The following is a 17,523-nucleotide window of genomic DNA, read 5'->3' on the forward strand; positions in this document are numbered from 1 at the left end:
AAGATGGAAAGGGGGATGTCCGTGAAGATTGTTTATGTCAGCATACTGCTGCTTTGTTTTGTGGCGATCGGGGTGCTTGCTCAACGGGGATACCTCGAAATCTTTGTTCGAAGACTTGAGCGACGAACAAAGATGACGGAGTTGGAAAAAAGAAAACTGGCTTTTTTTAAGCATAAGATTCGTAATGAACATCCGTTAGCGTTGCTGATGGTGAGTGGTCTGTTTCTTATGAGTTTGCTGCTTTTGACTTTTACTCAAGTTTCCATACATGCGCAAAGCCGTAGGGTAGCAGAGGATAGGGAGCAGATGAAACAGGAAATCTTACATTTACAAAAAGAACAGATTGAAGGGACGCAACGACCGTTATCGGTGTACCCGTCTGCAGGTCTCCCTTTTGAAAATCTTGCTTGGCATACGCTACTGATGGCGGATGATCGAGAAGCGCGTTTTCAGCTAGAAGAAGAATTTGGGGCGCAAGTGACGCCTTTTTTAGGACCGACAGTCGTGCTGATCCATATTGACCAACCGCTGCAAGAAATCACCCTAACGAGTTCAAGTCATTTGAACTCTTCTGCGGACTTTCCTGCTTGGGAAGCTAATTTGCAGCGAATCATCGATGATCTATCGCAGGCGCAAGGCGTGAAACGGTGCCATTTCGTGTTGCAAGTAGCAGATACGCCCGATACGTCATTTGAACAAACGATCGTCCGCAATGCTCAGGGACAGTGGCAAGTACTCAACCGAAAAGAGCTTGTCCAAGCTTCAGACACGGGAACTTAGAATGAAACAATCAAAAGAGTTATTGACGAAAGGGAGGGATTCAAGGGATGAGTAAGAAGAAGGGACGTGGGTGGTTTTCTGCTCAGACGCTATTCGACGAAATGAACCAAGTGTCATTGAAAGAATTAAAAGGATTTGAAGAAACGTATGAGAAAGAAAACAGAACCGCTGAGACAGCTGTTGCCAATGGACCGGCGAAAGAATCCTTCGCCGATACCGCAAAAAAGAAAGCTACTAGCAATGATCAAGAAATGACGGGTACCAGTAGTAAACCCCAAAAAGGCAAAAAACAAGGGCAACGAAGTGGACAGGCGCCGGCACCGTCTCCTTCAGTACAAGCGGAACTAGAGGAACGATTGGAGCCAGAAGGATCGCCTAAGCACTCGACGCAACCCTGGTCCTCAGAAACGGGCATGCCACATCCAGTAAGCAGTAAAGGGAAGAGAAAGCGTAAAAGCACCAAAAAGCGTAATGAAACTGTCAATGCGCCCTTGCCTAGCTATCAAGAAAAACGCTCTTTTGAAGCGTTTACCGCGGAAGCGAACGGGGAGCAGATGGAGCTGGCGCCTGTCTCACCAGCAGATATGAGCTTTGAACAAACCCATCAAGAGTTAGTGTTGGCACGAACGAGAATCACAGAACTTGAAAAGCGGCTCCATGCAGAAACCTTGCATCGCTCACAGTCGGATATCCAGCAAGTGAAAGAAAAAGCGATTTTTGAACGCTTGGATTGGGCAAGAGAAAAACAATGGTATGAAAGCAAAGCCCAAGAACAAAAACAGCTGCTGCTCCAAAAAGAAGAGGTCATCACAAATTTGGCGAACCAACTCGCTGAAAAAGAAGCACAGCTGGAGGAGCAGGCTCGAGGCCCTCAGGAAGAAGAAGCCGCTGCGCTTCGCAAAGCGGTCAATGAGCTGCAAAAAGAAAACCAAGAGTTACAAAAAGAAAATCAGCAGTTTCAAGCGGAGATGCGAGAGATCTTGCTGTTTGCTAGAAAGAAAGCAGACCGGACACTTGAAGAAGCGCAGGTTGAAGCAGAACGGATGATCTACAACGCTAAAATGCGCTTGAATATCGCCCATCGTACGGCAAAAGAGATCCTTGATGAAGTGAGCGATACGAAAGAGAACATGAATACTCTCTTTGATTATTTGTATGAACAAGTCTATTCACTAGCAGACAAGCAAGTATTTGAAAAGTACCAAGAATAGGTTTGCTTCGGATCACTAGAAGCAGGCAGATAGTCCTGTGAACGTTACATAACGTTAGCGATCTTCGCTTTGGGCGGTGATCGCTTGAAACTTTTCTTTGTTTCTCAACGACATTTTGATTGGGAAATGGATTTGTTCTGTACCGGCTGCGATCGCTGATTCATAATACCAGCACTTATGGTCGATCAACGCCATCGATTGCTGCAAAGCGTCTATCTGCGCTTGCAGCGCTTTTTTTTGTTCAAGAAACATTTTATGGCGTTCTTGCAGCGAGTCATCACCAAGGCGTGTCAATTGTGCATAATCTTTGATCTCTTTAATGGTCATGCCTGTTTCCTTCAGACATTCGATCAATTCCAGCATCTCAATTTCGGTATCTGAAAATAAACGGTAGCCAGATTCTTTGCGCGCTAACGTCGGCAAAAGGCCTTCTTTGTCGTAATAGCGGATGGTTGACGTGGGGATATTTAAGGCTTTCGCAACTTGGGATATCGTATAGGTCATTTTTTTCACTCCTTAACGTTGACATTAAAGTTAACTTTAATGTTAGTATGACGGTAAGCAAAGGAAAAAGCAATGAGGAGGAAACAGAGATGACAGAAAAAAACATGAAAGCTGCTGTATTAAAAGGACCAGAAACGATCGAGGTCAAACAAGTACCTGTGCCGAAAGTGGAAGAAGGACTGATCGAGATCCAAATTTCAGCTTGCGGCGTCTGCGGCAGTGATGTGCATATGTGGCAAGCAGGGAAAGGTTGGGGCAAAACAGGGGAGTCCGATTTTATCATGGGTCACGAGTTTTGCGGTGTCGTGACGGATGCAGGCGATAGTTCCTTTAAAATCGGCGATCGCGTCGCTTTTTGGGCAAATCTTTATTGTGGAAAATGTGAGATGTGCCAAAAAGGTCAAGAGCATTTGTGTCGGGAAGTAAACGGCACCAATTATATCGGCTTTGTCTGCAATGGCGCCTATGCCGAACGGTTTGTCGGAAAAGCGTCCAATGCTTATAAATTGCCAGATACAGTTTCAGATACAGCAGCTAGCTTGATTGATCCCTTGATGGTTGCCTATCATGCCGTCCGTAAATCCAATATTAAGTTAAATGACAAAGTCTTGGTTTCTGGAAGTGGGATCATCGGGCAATTGATTGGCGAATTGGCAAAAAAAGCTGGGGCTTCTTATGTGGCCATGTCCAAAATCAACGATACAAAAATTGAGAAAGCCAAGGAATTGGGAATCTTTGACGATTACTTTGACGCTAAGGATCCAAACCGCGGGGAAGTATTGAAAGACGCGTCTGCTGGTGGGTTCGATTTGATTTTTGAAGCGGTCGGTTCCAGCAGTTCCTTAGCGACATGCATTGAGGCTGCTCGTCCTGGCGCAACGATCGTGGCGATTGGAAATTCCGTTGTTCCCGAAATTCCTTTTTCATTAAATCGGTTGGTCTTGCAAGAAATCAAGCTCATCGGCAGCGTTTCATGCACCCGCCAAGAGTTTGAAGAAACGATCGATTTGATTGCTAGTGGCATGATCGATCCCACAAAATATATCACGGATGAATACCCATTGGAAAAACTGCAAGAGGCGCTAGAACGCCAAACGTTAGAAGATGATCCGTTGGTCAAAGCGGTTGTGAGGTTTTAAATCCGATCCAGAGAAGAATGCCAAATGAAAATCGGGCACCGAGTATTGAACAAACATAGAATGATAGCTGATTCTGCTTAACATCTACGAGGTGTTAAGCTTCTTTATTTGAATCTGCAATAGAAAATCTGTTGCGCACAGGCAAAAGGTTGTGTGTATACATGGGTGTCAGCACTTTTCTTATTTGTCGCGTGTCGCAGTGCTATCATTTGATCCAGGAAAAGAATGGTGCTTGCCTTGCTATGGATTGAAAGAAAGCCCGCAGCAAGTTCAAAAAAGCGAAAGCGAACTTTTCTGACAATGGATGTTTCGTGCCACATCTTATGTTTTTAGAAAGAAGTTCATTTGACGTAGCGAAGAAAGGGGTTTCTGTTGTATGGTAGAATGAATAGAGCCAAGTCAGAAAAGGAAATGAGTGAAGAAATGGCATGAGGGAACTTCAGATGTCTTTTATTACAAGTCCGAGTACAAAGCGTTGGATGCAGATATTAACGATTATTGAACGAGAACAAGTTTTTAAAGTTGGGATTCTTTCTGAGCGATTGGCTATTTCTCAGCGGACATTGGTGAAAGACCTACGCTTGATCAAAGAGCATTTTGGCGAATGTATTGAATTGGTATCAGGTAATAGCGGATTTCATTTCGAAGAACGAAATCGTGTTCTCTTTAAAGAAAAAAAAGAGCAGCTATTAAATCAGGAAGTTTTATTTGAAATCATTGGGAACATTTTTTATGGAGAAGTAGTTGATCTGAATGAATTGGCTTATCGATACAATTATGCGGAAACAACATTACGAAGGTTTATTGCACGTGTGCAACCAGCCTTAAAAGAGTATGGACTTTCTCTAAGTTTCACACCGGTTACTTTGGTAGGCGATGAAGCAAATATTCGTAAATTCTTTTTTGATTTTTACTATGTAGGTGAGCCCACCCCCTATACGATCAGACCACCAGAAGGCCTGCATCATATAATTCTAAAGGGACTTTCTGATAAATTGGGAAAATATGAAGTAGGTACTGGCTTGACGATCTCGGCTTTTTATTCACTGCTGTATATAACGATTGTACGGGCGCAAAAGGAGCACTATGTTTCGATTCCTGACTGGGCAAAAGAGCTTGTCTATCAAGAAAATGATTTTAAATTGCTAGAGATTCTGAAAGAAGTCATTTTCAAAGAGTATGGGGTATCTTTACCCAAAGAAGAACTTGCTTGGCTTCACTACATGATTATATGTACGCGGACAATCAATCAATACGATCGAGAAAAAACTTTTCTAGCTCGATTTAATTTCTGGCCAGAAGTGAAGCCGATCGTAAAAGCGTATTTTGCTGGTGCCGAATTTAAGGGCTGGGATCAGTCACTGCTAGAAGATTATCTAACCTCCTTTCTGGTGTCTAGAAAACTTAATGAAGTGATTTGTCCATCTTTGAACAAGCGACAAGCTGAAGAAGTCGCCTCAATAAAAACATACCATCGAGAGTCTTACTACAAAAATAAAGCATTTTTGGAAAAGTACAAAGAAGAGTTAGCTTTTGCGACAGAATTTATGGAAGATATTGCTATCAGTTTTACAACGGTAAGTGATTTACTGCGCGACTATTATCAGCCGAAAAAAAATATTTTGTTTCTTATAGAAGGGGACTCAATGGTCGTTCAAATGATTCGATTACAAGCAATTCGGCTCTTTGCAAACAAGTATCAAGTCATTTTTCTTTCATTGCACGAATTAACAGAAGAACGATTAAAAGCGGACCAGAAGGTTTTGATCGTCACAAATTATCGTCCCTATATCCTGGATTATGGTTTGACGGATGATTATATCTTGTTAAGTAGCATACCAACGAAGAAAGATTGGGAGCGTGTGATTTGTCGATTGTATCCTCAAACTAAAGAGTGCCCTCTGTGAAGTGAACCAAGTGAAGCAATAGTGAATGGGAAGTTAGGGAGTATTTTTTCGGACTGTCTTCTGGGAGGAAACTTTCGATTATCTGTAAAATCCGACACAAAAATGTACCGACTAGTTTTCATAGTCGGTACATTTTTGTAGCTATTTTTCATTTTATTGGTATCAAACAACTAGCGCTGCAGTCACTAATGATACCAATCTATTTAATCTTTTTTCCCCGCATTCTTCACGCTTTCTGCCACGACTTTAGCGACATCAGGCTGAAACGCATCTGGAATGATAGTGGTTGGAGTCAATGCTGATTCGGGGATCAAACTAGCGATCCCTTGTGCTGCTGCGATCTGCATCTCGATCGTGATGTCTCTTGCTCGAGCGTCTAATGCGCCTCGGAAGATTCCCGGAAAGGCCAAGACATTATTGATCTGGTTAGGGAAATCACTGCGACCAGTACCGACGATAAAGGCGCCAGCTGCCAGTGCTTCATCAGGGAAAATCTCTGGCGTTGGATTCGCCATAGCAAAAATCACTGGTTTTTCTGCCATCGTTTTGATCCACTCAGGGTGCAGCACACCGGGAGCTGAAACTCCTACGAAGACATCTGCTCCTTTGAGGGCATCTTCTAGTGTTCCTGTTAGATGTTGACGATTGGTGACTTTGGCAATTTCTGCGTGATGGGGCGCAAGTTCATGGTTCGTTTCTGAAATGATCCCTGCTTTGTCGACAACAGTGATGTGTCTGATGCCAGCAGCCAAAAATTTTCGGGTAATGGCAAGGCCAGCTGAACCACCGCCGTTGATCACGATTTTGACCTCTTCAAAGGATTTGTCGATCAGCTTCAGGCTATTGATCAAAGCGGCTAATACCACGATGGCAGTTCCGTGCTGGTCATCGTGGAACACGGGGATCGGTAATTCTTCAATCAAGCGTCGTTCGATCTCAAAGCAGCGAGGGGCGCTGATATCTTCTAGGTTGATCCCACCAAAGGTTGGTGCGATCGCTTTGATCGTTTGAATGATTTCTTCGGTGTCTTGCGTATCTAGGACGATCGGAATCGAATCGATTCCGGCAAAGCGCTGGAACAAGGCCGCTTTGCCTTCCATGACCGGCATAGCTGCTTTGGCACCGATATTGCCCAAACCTAACACCGCTGAGCCATCGCTGATCACGGCGACAGTATTTTTCTTGGTGGTCAAGGTGTAGGCGAGTTCTTCGTTTTCAGCAATTGCTGATGAAACAGCTGCGACTCCTGGGGTGTAGGCGATACTTAAATCTTCTTTTGAATCAATAGTGACTTTAGAAACGACGGCTAATTTGCCCCCATTTTCCTCGGCTTGTTTCATAGCTGCTTCTTTGACATTCATCGTTGACATTCTTGATTTCTCCCTTCCGATTTCAAACAATTAAAATAATAGTCGTAAAAGTGCGGTCATTGAGATAACCGTGATCGCGCCACCCAAACGTGTAGCTACTTGGGCAAATGGCATCAAATTCATGCGGTCGGCGGTACTTAAGATCGCGACATCGCCGGTTCCACCCATTCCGCTTTGACAAGCAGAAACGATGGCTGCTTCGATGGGGTACATGTTCATAAAGCGAGAAACGATAAATCCCGTGGCAATCACAGTGAAAACGACGCTAATAACGACTAAAAAGTATTGCCAGGTCAGCATACCGACGACATCTTTCAAAGGAATATAAAGCAGTCCTAATCCTGCCATGAGTGGAAATGTAAAGTTACCAGAGATGAATTTGTAAAGCTGTTTCGATCCTTTTTGTGTTTCTTTTGGTACGACATTCAAGTATTTCAAGAAAGCGGCTGCTACGATCATGAGAACAGGTCCAGGAAAACCAGTGACGTGTTCCAGCAAACCGCCGAGAATAAAGAGCGTACAAGCGGTCAGCACACCGGCACCCATCAATTTGACGTCGATCGGTGATTGATCTTCAACCAACGCATCTTTCAAATCATCCCCATCACTCATTTTGACGAGTTGGCCTTTTCCTGAAAGCTGCGGTTTTTGTTCCCCTAAGCGAGTCAACAAGCCAGTACAAACGATCGCGAAAAAGTTGCCGATGATAGTGGCTGGAATCAACTGACCGACCAATTGCTCGCTACCTAAACCAGTGATGGCACTATAGCCTAAGGAAAGTGGTAAGATTCCTTCCCCAATACCGCCGGCTAAAACAGGAGTCACAATAAAGAACAAAGTGTGTTTCCAATCTAGCCCTAACAGGACACCGACAAGGGTACCTACGCCCATCGCTAAGACCATGCCTAACATCATAGGAATGATCATTCGCATCAACCCTTTGACTAAGATTTTGCGATTCATACCTAAAATGCTGCCGCAAACCAGACAGGCGATATAGAAATAAAGGAAGTTTGCTTGCTTCATTAAGATATTAGTTGATTCCAATACGTTTTGATTGATGAGATTAAAAAAGACCAGGATTGACGGAATCAACAAAGAAAAAATAGCGGGACCACCAAAATTCTTGATGATGGGGATGTTGGCACCAATCGTTCCTAATAACCAGCCTAAACTTAGGATAACGGCGAACCCCCCCAACATATTGACAGGCAGTTGCTGTAGAAAAGCAGTGATCAAGATAATGGCAGACATTACCAGATAGACGGGCAAAGGAACGGAACCAACATAGAAAGACCACCACTTTGCTTTGGTTTGCTTTTTTTCAACAACGGGTTGTTTTGCGACGACTTGTTTCATTCAAATACCTCCTTTAGATGTTTCCAGTATAAGGAAGCGCTCACAAACAAAGAAGATTATTTAACTAATTTAATTAAATACAACTTAAAAAAAGACCTTCGGAAAAAGATTCCTATGTTAAAATGAGCGTGTAATGAACGCTTATTAGCAATTGAGGAGGAACGACTATGCGAGAGCGGCCAGTTCGGCTGTGGGTGCTGTTAGTAGGAATTTTTACCAGTACCTTATGTATCGTTCTAACATTATTTTATGTACTGATGATGATGGAACAAAAAGAGCAAATGCACCGGGATGAAGAAACGCTGCTGCTATCGATCGGTCGTCAGTTAGCATCAGAAGCGGAGGTCAAGCAAGCACTGCGGGAAAAGAAAGCCAGTCCCCAGTTGCAATCATATACCAATGAATTAGCAAAAAATTATGGGTTGGATTTTATTGTTTTGATGGATCAAGACGCTATTCGGATCACGCACCCAGACCCTGAAAAGATTGGTCAACCTTTTACAGGTGGCGATGAAACACCGGCAATTGAAGGCAAGGAGTCTCTCTCCATTGGCAACGGCACCTTAGGACAGTCCTTACGTGGGTTCGTTCCAGTGAAAGAAGATGGAGAACAACTTGGCGTCGTGGCATTAGGGATTAAAATGACTTCACTGCAATCGCTAATCTTACTATCGCAAAAAGGCTATCGGAAAGCATTGTTCATCAGTTTGCTATTAGGCGGGGGGATTGCATTATTCGTGGCATTTTATTTGAAACGACAACTGCATAATCTGGAACCGCAAGAAATCTCACGTTTGTTAGAAGAACGCAATAGTATGCTGGAAGAAACCAAGGATGTTGTTTTTGTCTTAGACTTAGCGAAGAACATCTTGCTGGCAAATCGAGCTGCCACGGCATTGCCGCTTGCTACTGCATCAGAAGATGGCTTGGTTGGCCAATCCCTGCTAACGATCTTGCCTGCTTTGCAGCACGTCGATTTTGACAAGAAGCAAGAGCGGTTAGTACAGCAAGAAGGGCAGGACTATGTCTTTTCATCGGCGCCGATCATCGTGAGAAATCAGCAGATAGGGCATATTATTTTTCTAAGAAATGCGACAGAGTCTTTATTTATTGCGGATCAGTTGGCAAATACGACAGCCTATGCGACGGCACTGCAAAGTCAAGCCCACGAATTTATGAACAAGCTGCATGTCATCTATGGTTTGGTGGATTTAGAAGCCTATGAAGAGTTGACGATCTATTTGGATGATATTTTGAAACCAGAGAAAGAATTTGCTCATCGGTTAGCGATTCTTATTAAAAACCCTTTGTTGGCAGGGTTTTTGATTGGCGAGCGGCAAAAATTTTTAGAAAAGAAATGCCAGCTGTTGTTAGAAATTTTTCCAGAGATTCCCTAAGGGGCCGTTGCACATGAAACCAAAGTCTTATTAAACCTTTATCAATATATACATCATCTTTTGCTGCAAAAGCATTTGACTCAAGAGGTATTTATGAAAATCGAGTACCAAGAAAATCAGTTGCAAACGAGTTGGCAGCTAGTGGAAGAAATGTTGACACCAGCGGAACAAGTGACTTTACAGCAAGTAGGCTATTTTCAGCAATTACTGCATGAAGTCAATGGGACCATCACTTTTCAGGAAGCGCAAGGCGTCCTAGAAGTGACGATCACGAATGATTATCGGAAGGAGCAGCTATGAAAGCCAATATTTTGATTGTTGAAGACGATCCGATGGTTCAATTTATTCATCGCAGCTATTTAGAACGTTTAGCGGTTTTTGAGCGAATTTTTTCGGTGGAAACAGTGGAAGAAGCGCAAGAAATGCTACAAAAAGAAACCATTGAGCTGCTCTTGCTGGATATCCATTTGAAAGATGGCAATGGCTTGGAGCTGTTGCAAACATTACGGGAACAACAACAGGCTGTGGATGTGATCATGATCACGGCTGCCGATGAAACACGATTGATCAGCCAAAGCCTACATTTGGGGATGCTGGATTATTTGATCAAGCCGTTTTCCTTCGAACGATTTGCCCAAAGTATCCAAGTATTTCAGCAACGACGCGAAAGTCTCAAACATCCGCGGATCGCTCAGCAGCAAATCGATCTGCTGCTGCAGGGAAACCAAAAAAGTCCGTGGATCGAACTAGAAAAAGGGTTGACAGAAGACACGCTTCAGTTGATCCAAGAAACGATTCGTACTATCAAACAGCCATTTACAGTCCAAGAATTGGCGCAAGCTTGCGCATTGTCCCATGTGTCGGTAAGAAAGTATGTCGCCCACTTAGAAAAGACCAAAGCCATTCGCAGTGAAAATGTGTATACAAAAATTGGGCGTCCGTATAAACAGTATTTTTTGACATATGCAGCAAAGCAGACAACGGATTGAATAATGAGCTCTCATTATCAGCTGCGATAAATGCATTTAATAATCAAAATACGAGTATTTTTCTATTTTTGTTAAGATTTTATGGTTATTATTTCAATTAAACCTATTCTTTATTAGACTGATTGATAAAGAAGGAGGAATAAAATGAATAAAAAAACACTGGTTTTACCAATAATCTTAGTTACTTTAACAGGGTGTGGGGCTCAAAATGAAGACGACACAGCACAAGCTGATACGGTTGAAGTGCCAACGATCACCCTCGCTGCAATCGAAGAAGCACAAGAAGCTTGGGCTGAGAGCATCGTAGCTATTGGGGAAGCAAGTACGCAGAGTGAGGAAGCTGCAGAAGAACAAGCTAAAGAAACCCTTGATACGTTGTATGCATTTGATGAAGGAACAGTCCTTTTTAAACCGACGAAAGCTGCTGAAATTCCTTTCCGCTCAACAAAGGAAGAAGCTTTGTCTTATTTCGTTGGTGGTGATATTGAAGAAGACAGCGGGTTTGCTTTAGAGCCGTGGACAAATGTACGCTTTGACAACCACGATACGATTCTAAATGGTGATACAGCACTTTCTTCAGGCAATTATTATTTTACATCTGGTGAGACCGGAGAAGAGGTAAAGGTCGAATATACATTTGGGTATATGTTGGATGAAGACGGCAACGTTCGAATCCAGTTGCAACACTCGAGTGTTCCTTTTCGTTAAAGGAACTAGCAACAGATTTAACTATTGGTTGTATAAAAGTAATACTGTATTGAATGAATGAAACAAAACGAGACGACGAAGTACCTACTTTCATTACTTCGTCGTCTCGTTTTGTTGGAGTGATTTGAGCAGAGCAATCATTATTTTTGCGATTGGAATACTTCAATCGCCTGATGAATTGCTAACAAATCAGGAAGGGTGACTTGTGCATTGATCAATAGGACCGGTGCTTTTTCATAGGTTTCAGACAATGGAGTGGTGCTTAGACAGAGATCGTAGTCGTCGTCGACAAACTGATCACGAATATCAAGGTTGTAGAACCCTTGAAAGGGCGCTTTGATCAGTTCTCTGATGGTCAGCGAAATCGCCAGCGGCAAGTCTGTTTCCAGTTTGATCTTGATTTTCTGCTGAAAAGTAGCTGGCGGTAAAATCAGCGTCCACGCCATAGCGACATGAAGAGAAAATCCGCTTTGTTTCAGCGGCTCTTTTTGGTATAACGAAGTTTTTGTCACTAGCTTTTCGGCTTGCTTTTGCAAATCAGGAAAATGTTCTGTTAAAAACTGGGCAGTATTATAGCCGGCTAATGTATGGTCGACCGGTCCAAACAATTCGACAGTCAAAAGCCCATTCAAGAGGGTATTCACGATCCTACTTTTGCAAGGGCGGGTCAACTCGGATTTTGGTGCGAACGCGGTCATCGACCAGAGAAGTTTTTGGATGCTCGTCGTTGGTTTTTTTGGGGAAAACGCAGCGTCCAGTTGCGCATCGGCAAACGTTCGATCGAGATTCGATGCTAGCCATAGAAAACAAAAGCGGCGTTCATTCTCATCAAGAAAGAAGTGTTCCGCTAGTTCTGACGATAAATGGTTGTAGATGGCGGTCTCTTCATCAATCAGGGATTGAAACAGGGAAAGATCTTCCCCAATCAAAGGGGCTTCGATCGCTACTGCTTCTGCTGAAATCCGTTGTCCTTTGCGAAACCGCAAAATAGTGACAGCCAAAATGTATGTGGTCATTTTCAATTCGATCGGGTTAAAGGGAATCTGATTGTTTTGGTAGAAGTCTTGTGCGATGGTTTCACATTTTTTCTGGGAAAGACCAGTAAAGGGCCAATGCAGACCGGCAAATGTTCGCCAAAAGAAGACCATCATAAAGTAGCGGATACGGGCTTCGCTGCCTACGAGTCGAACCGTCCCTTTTTGCTTTTGCAGCTGAAATCCCAATGGAGCAAGCAGTTTTTGCAACGCATAGATTCGTTTACGAACGGTTGATTCGGAGAAGTAATGGTCAGCGGCGAATTGGATCAAATTGATCTCATTTTGCAGCAAAAGGGTTTCCAGTAAATAAAAAAAGGGATTCGCTTCCAGCAACTGCCGACTCAATCGCTTGTAGTCTCGCTTAGTCCCAATGAAGGATAACCCAAAGCCGTGTTTGGCAACCAAAAGCGGTGAGGGATCGTCTTGTAAGGAAAGCGAGCGTTTGCTTAAAGTGTCGAAGCTTTTTTGGATGGAGCGGCGATCCAAAGCCAACGCTTGACTGATCTCTTCAATGGGAACAAAACGTTTTTGAAGATACAAAAACCGCAACAGGTCGATATCTCTCTTGAGAGTGTGTCCAAAAAATGGATAAAACCGTTCCATAATTCAAGCTCCGTTCTAAAGGTTTCTCTATGTACTCGATTCTCTTATGATAGCACAAAAAACGTGATTTTTTTGTAAATGAAATCAGCAATTTTTTGTCTCCTTTTCGCAGCAAAACCTTCTATACTGTTTTCTGACAAAGACTCGCTTTTCTCAGCATTCATGGTCTGCTGAGGAAAGCAGTGCGGAAATAAAGGAGCGAAAGTGATGAAACACAAAAGAGGTTGGCAAAAGTATACAGGGATTTTTTTCCTGTTGTTGATGGGGGTTCTCATGGGCAGTCTGACTGTAAACAGTGAAACCACCACGTATGATTTTGACTATCAAACTGATGCGACCGGACAGTATTTGACAAATGGAACGGCGCAAGGAGATACGTACAACTACAAGTATGGACAGGCGCCGGGGGTTGCTTTTGATGAAGAGAACTATGTCAATTATGCAGATGAAGCTTATCTGAAAAAGAGTGTCAAAGAAGCTGCGGGCCAAGGACTATTTGATGTAACGTTAGCTGTCAAAGGCAATCAGACCAGTACCCCTGTTGATCTGGTCATGGTGATCGATTATTCTTCCTCCATGACTGGAGAAAAATTAACCAACGCCTTGTTGGGGCTGCAACAGTTTGGAAATGAATTAGCTGATTCGCTAGCGAATGGCTCCATTCGGATCGGGATCGTTGCCTACAATCGAGAAGTTTACACTACCAACGGTTTTTCTACCGATATCGCGTACTTGGAACAATTTCTGCGTGAGACGGCCGAATCCCATTCTGGAACTTTTATGCAAAAAGGCTTATTGGCTGGACAACAACTGTTACTGGAAGAAAGTCGTCCAGAAGCGGAAAAGCTGTTTATTCATATCGGTGACGACAGTGCCAATCGTAGTTATTTGCCAGTAGATGAGGCAGCGGTTTATCAAAATACCGGCGCAATCAGTGACTATAACGGTTATCACACGGAAAGCTATATTGAAGAATTTCAAACGTCAGCCACTGCTTACCATACGACAAGTAAAAATCCATCAGATTCGCAAGCCATTCCTGTTAGCAACACTGTGGTGACAGACGAGACCCTTGGCACGATCGTCGCGCTTAAAAAATCTGGTTTTACCTATTATTCGGTAGCAACGGCGCCTTCCGCACGAGGGGAATACATTGGGCGCAATCTGGCGTCTGCACCGAGCAATTACTTAACAACGGATGAAAACCTGAGCGGATTGGGTTCAGCATTGACAGAAATCGCCAATCATATCGATAAAACCATCCCTGACGGGACGATTACAGATCCGATGGGAGAGGGCATTCTTTTGCAAGGGGCAGGTAATTTTGATGCTGATCAGTATCAGTTAGTCGGATGGCGCAAAAATGCGCAAGGAGAGTGGGTCGAGGCGCCGGAAGTTGCAACTGGAGTAACCGTTTCTGAAAAGGATCAGACTATTACCGTCAGTGGGATAGCCTTAGGTGAAAATGAAAAATTGACCTTGACCTACCAAGTTCGCTTGAATACGGAAGCCCCAGATTTTAAAGGAGAGGCGTGGGTGTTGTGCAATGGCCGTACGACCTTAACACCAGCAAGCGATGATGAAGCGTTGGATTTTCCGATACCTTCCATCAAGGCACCCAATGTTTCCCTTGCTGTTCTCAAAAAGTGGGTCAATGTCTCAGCAGCTGAGATTCCAGACCAAATCGATTATCAAGTCAAAAGAACCACCACTACGGCAGCAGACAGTTGGCAGCAGTCAGACCGTTTGACCCTTGAAAAAGCCAATGATTTTCAAGCATCATTAACAAAGATACCCGTTGCTGGTCAAATGGCAGACTTACCAAAATACAACAATCAAGGGGAAGACTTCGTGTATCAGGTTGAAGAAGTCAATATCCCCGACGGCTTCGAAAGCAGTGTGACGACTGAGGGAGATACCCTTGTAATCACCAATACAAAAAAAGAAACCGAACCAAGTACAACGGAACCAAGTACAACGGAACCAAGTACGACGGAGCCAAGTACAACCGAGCCAAGTACCACGGAACCAAGTACAACCGAACCAAGTACAACGGAGCCAAGCACAACAGAACCAAGTACAACGGAACCAAGCACAACGGAGCCAAGTACCACAGAACCAAGCACAACCGAACCAAGCACAACCGAACCAAGTACAACGGAACCAAGTACGACGGAGCCGAGTACCACGGACCCAAGCACAACAGAACCGAGCACAACCGAACCAAGTACAACGGAGCCAAGTACCACAGAACCAAGCATTACCGAACCAAGTACAACGGAACCAAGTACAACGGAGCCGAGTACCACGGAACCAAGCACAACAGAACCGAGCACAACAGAACCAAGCACAACGGAACCAAGTACAACGGAGCCAAGTACCCCAGAACCAAGTACGACCGAGCCAAGTATAGCAGAACCAAGTACAACGACCACAAACCATGACGGTGCCACGCTAGTAAATCCCCATGAGAGCCAGTCTACTGAAACAAGTGCTAGTAGCGAAACCACGAAATCTTCCAGTCAAGAAAAAGCAAAGGCTCTTCCTAAAACGAATGAGCAACGAGCTGCATGGCTGGTGATTCTAGGCGCAATCATGGTAGGCGGTGTGTTTACAAGCGTACTGAAAAGGAAATAGGAGTTAGCTCTAACTTATAATTCTATAAAGTCAGCTAGACAAGTGTCTAGCTGTTTTTTTGTGCTTTAGGCAGTTGAAATCGGCGCTGTTACTAAAAAAGCTGCGGCTTATTGGTGAGTACAGCTAGCAATTTATAAAAGAGAAACAATAAACAAAAACGTGTCTGAATTATTTAAAATAACATCTAATATTTACCATTGAGAGCCCGCAGAACAAATGATTCTTTGCGGAAAGTCAATATTTTTGCACCCTCGTGTGCAAATGCTGGATAAAAAATAGGTGGTAATTTTGTTAGAATCAAACAAGAAACATTGCAACGATTCGAAGGCAGCACTAAAGGAGGGACCTACGATTTGATGGAAAATTTATAGGAAATTTGCTAAAGGAGATTACGCCCGTGAACAGTCTTACATTCCAATTGGTAACGAACTCAGTGAATCGAAGAAGCCTTATACTATTGGCGTACATGGAAAACGAACAGATTTTGAGTGTCAAACAGCTCTCAGAAAAAGCGAGTATTTCTCGGCGGACGATCTTAACGGACTTAAAAGCACTACGCACATTTTTTGGTGATGCGATCTCTCTTGAAGGGACCCATCACGGGATGAAGTTGGTAATCAATGATCATGGTGAATACTATAAAAAACGACGCTCCTTCTATGAGCGAGAACCACTTATTTTATTAGTACAAGCTTTTTATGCGGGACAAACGTTTCCTTTTTTAGCTTGGATTCGAGCCATGCATATTTCAGAATCAACGGCAAATCGACTCATAAAAAAATTACAGCTGATTCTTGATGAATACGGTTTGGTGGTAACCAAAGCACCGATTGGGCTGATGGGAGAAGAGATCAATCAGCGAAAGTTCTTCTGGGATTTTTATTGCGAAACGCACTATTTTGAGTTGCCGGTCATTGAACATCAGCTTCAAGAAACGCTTTTAAGAAGAATTGAGCAAAACGTGGGGATCGTTTCAAGAAAAAAGGTCATCAATATTATTCGTTTGTCTGTTCAGCGTGCCACTTTTGGAACCTTGATATTTGATCCTGAGATCCTAGCATTGATCCAGCAAGATCCGCTTTTTTTGACGATCAGTGAAACACTTCAAGAAAGCAGCAGTCTCCAACCCATTGCGAAAAAACGGCTCGTTCAGGAATCGTGCTTTATTTACTTAATGCTTTATGCGCAGTGGGCGCTTCGAGGGAAAACGAGGATTCCTCTCAATACCTTTTCAAAAACGAGTAAGCGATTCGTTGAACTCTTTGTTGCTTTTTTTGAACAGCACAATACTTACCTTGACGAGCCTTGTGGAATTCAACAGGTCGTGGAAGATTTTTTAGTCCGGCAATATGCAAAAGTTGGCTTAGCACCTATCTACCTAAAAAATCCGGATAGTACGAATCAATTTGTGTTTTCTTTGCCTTTTGATCTTTATGAGCCTTTGATTAGGTTTATGGAAGTGAATGAGATTCCGCAATGTTTCAAAAATCAATTTTTGAGGGACTTTTGTTGTTCCTTCGTTCTCTATCTTTTTGGCAATCAATTGATCCGGGTTTCACAAAAAATCGTGGTGTTGCTTGCCAATAATTATGTGATCGATGAATGGGTCTATAGTATTTTTGAACATCATTTTAGTGGTCGAATGGCTGTGCTCTATGAAGAACAATTAACATCGGAACAGATCACCCAGCTTGACTGTGATATTTTGATCACCAATATCATTCCATTTGATTACTCCATAGAAAAGCAACCGCAGGTATTTTTTTTGCCTAAATACATTGGGTATAAAGAAGCGATTAAAATGGTTGTCTCCATCTTAAATGAAGAATTGGAGGACTTCGTCTGTGTCTGAAGTATGTTTTTTGAAAGAGAAAAAGGGGCG

12 protein-coding genes and 1 pseudogene are annotated in these 17,523 nt (G+C 43.2%); 9 read left to right on the plus strand and 4 right to left on the minus strand.

From position 1 onward, the window contains the following. Positions 1 to 15: 15 nt before the first annotated feature. Positions 16 to 780 (plus strand): hypothetical protein, encoded by a 765-nt coding sequence (locus IGI88_RS09725; RefSeq protein WP_429960389.1) that lies wholly within the window; start codon positions 16 to 18, stop codon positions 778 to 780. Between the two features lie 47 nt (positions 781 to 827). After that, positions 828 to 1,991 (plus strand): hypothetical protein, encoded by a 1,164-nt coding sequence (locus IGI88_RS09730; protein WP_429960390.1) that lies wholly within the window; start codon positions 828 to 830, stop codon positions 1,989 to 1,991. Between the two features lie 54 nt (positions 1,992 to 2,045). Here IGI88_RS09730 and IGI88_RS09735 read toward each other — a convergent pair whose 3' ends face one another. Then, on the minus strand, positions 2,046 to 2,495 hold the full coding sequence (locus IGI88_RS09735; protein WP_008378019.1) for a MerR family transcriptional regulator: 450 nt from the start codon (positions 2,493 to 2,495) through the stop codon (positions 2,046 to 2,048). Positions 2,496 to 2,584: 89 nt separating this feature from the next. Here IGI88_RS09735 and IGI88_RS09740 point away from each other — a divergent pair, with 89 nt between their 5' ends. Further along, positions 2,585 to 3,634: a zinc-dependent alcohol dehydrogenase gene (locus tag IGI88_RS09740; protein WP_233499084.1), complete on the plus strand. Its 1,050-nt coding sequence runs from the start codon at positions 2,585 to 2,587 to the stop codon at positions 3,632 to 3,634. A gap of 428 nt (positions 3,635 to 4,062) precedes the next feature. Beyond that, a complete protein-coding gene (locus IGI88_RS09745) occupies positions 4,063 to 5,541 on the plus strand; it encodes a helix-turn-helix domain-containing protein (RefSeq protein WP_207490473.1) in 1,479 nt (492 codons plus the stop codon). 203 nt (positions 5,542 to 5,744) lie between these two features. On the opposite strand, the gene IGI88_RS09750 is transcribed toward IGI88_RS09745, so the two are convergent. Together IGI88_RS09750 and IGI88_RS09755 are read right to left on the minus strand one after the other, a co-directional pair. Continuing rightward, positions 5,745 to 6,911, minus strand: coding sequence for an NAD(P)-dependent malic enzyme (locus tag IGI88_RS09750; protein WP_034871877.1), 1,167 nt, complete (start codon positions 6,909 to 6,911; stop codon positions 5,745 to 5,747). A gap of 30 nt (positions 6,912 to 6,941) precedes the next feature. Beyond that, complete coding sequence (locus IGI88_RS09755; RefSeq protein WP_086299125.1) at positions 6,942 to 8,270, minus strand: 2-hydroxycarboxylate transporter family protein; 1,329 nt, start codon at positions 8,268 to 8,270, stop codon at positions 6,942 to 6,944. 167 nt (positions 8,271 to 8,437) lie between these two features. On the opposite strand from IGI88_RS09755, the pseudogene IGI88_RS09760 reads away from it, so the two are divergent. From IGI88_RS09760 to IGI88_RS09770, 3 genes and pseudogenes are all read left to right on the plus strand, one after another. After that, positions 8,438 to 9,967: pseudogene (locus IGI88_RS09760) on the plus strand (Spo0B domain-containing protein). Further along, positions 9,964 to 10,656, plus strand: coding sequence for a response regulator (locus IGI88_RS09765; protein WP_086299718.1), 693 nt, complete (start codon positions 9,964 to 9,966; stop codon positions 10,654 to 10,656). Before IGI88_RS09760 ends, IGI88_RS09765 begins: the two are co-directional and overlap by 4 nt. A gap of 144 nt (positions 10,657 to 10,800) precedes the next feature. Further along, positions 10,801 to 11,364, plus strand: a complete 564-nt coding sequence (locus IGI88_RS09770) for a hypothetical protein (protein ID WP_086372633.1) — start codon at positions 10,801 to 10,803, stop codon at positions 11,362 to 11,364. A gap of 140 nt (positions 11,365 to 11,504) precedes the next feature. Here the strand turns inward: IGI88_RS09770 and IGI88_RS09775 are convergent, their stop codons facing one another. Then, positions 11,505 to 13,004, minus strand: a complete 1,500-nt coding sequence (locus IGI88_RS09775; RefSeq protein WP_016611264.1) for a helix-turn-helix domain-containing protein — start codon at positions 13,002 to 13,004, stop codon at positions 11,505 to 11,507. Between the two features lie 207 nt (positions 13,005 to 13,211). On the opposite strand from IGI88_RS09775, the gene IGI88_RS09780 reads away from it, so the two are divergent. Together IGI88_RS09780 and IGI88_RS09785 are read left to right on the plus strand one after the other, a co-directional pair. Then, the gene (locus tag IGI88_RS09780; RefSeq protein ID WP_086299127.1) at positions 13,212 to 15,641 is read left to right on the plus strand and encodes a VWA domain-containing protein; all 2,430 of its coding nucleotides are present in this window, start codon (positions 13,212 to 13,214) and stop codon (positions 15,639 to 15,641) included. 397 nt (positions 15,642 to 16,038) lie between these two features. After that, positions 16,039 to 17,493: a helix-turn-helix domain containing protein gene (locus tag IGI88_RS09785; protein WP_086299129.1), complete on the plus strand. Its 1,455-nt coding sequence runs from the start codon at positions 16,039 to 16,041 to the stop codon at positions 17,491 to 17,493. Positions 17,494 to 17,523: the final 30 nt, after the last annotated feature.

The sequence above is a fragment of the Enterococcus sp. AZ179 genome, assembly GCF_050498885.1.
Classification (GTDB): Bacteria; Bacillota; Bacilli; order Lactobacillales; family Enterococcaceae; genus Enterococcus_D; species Enterococcus_D entomosocium.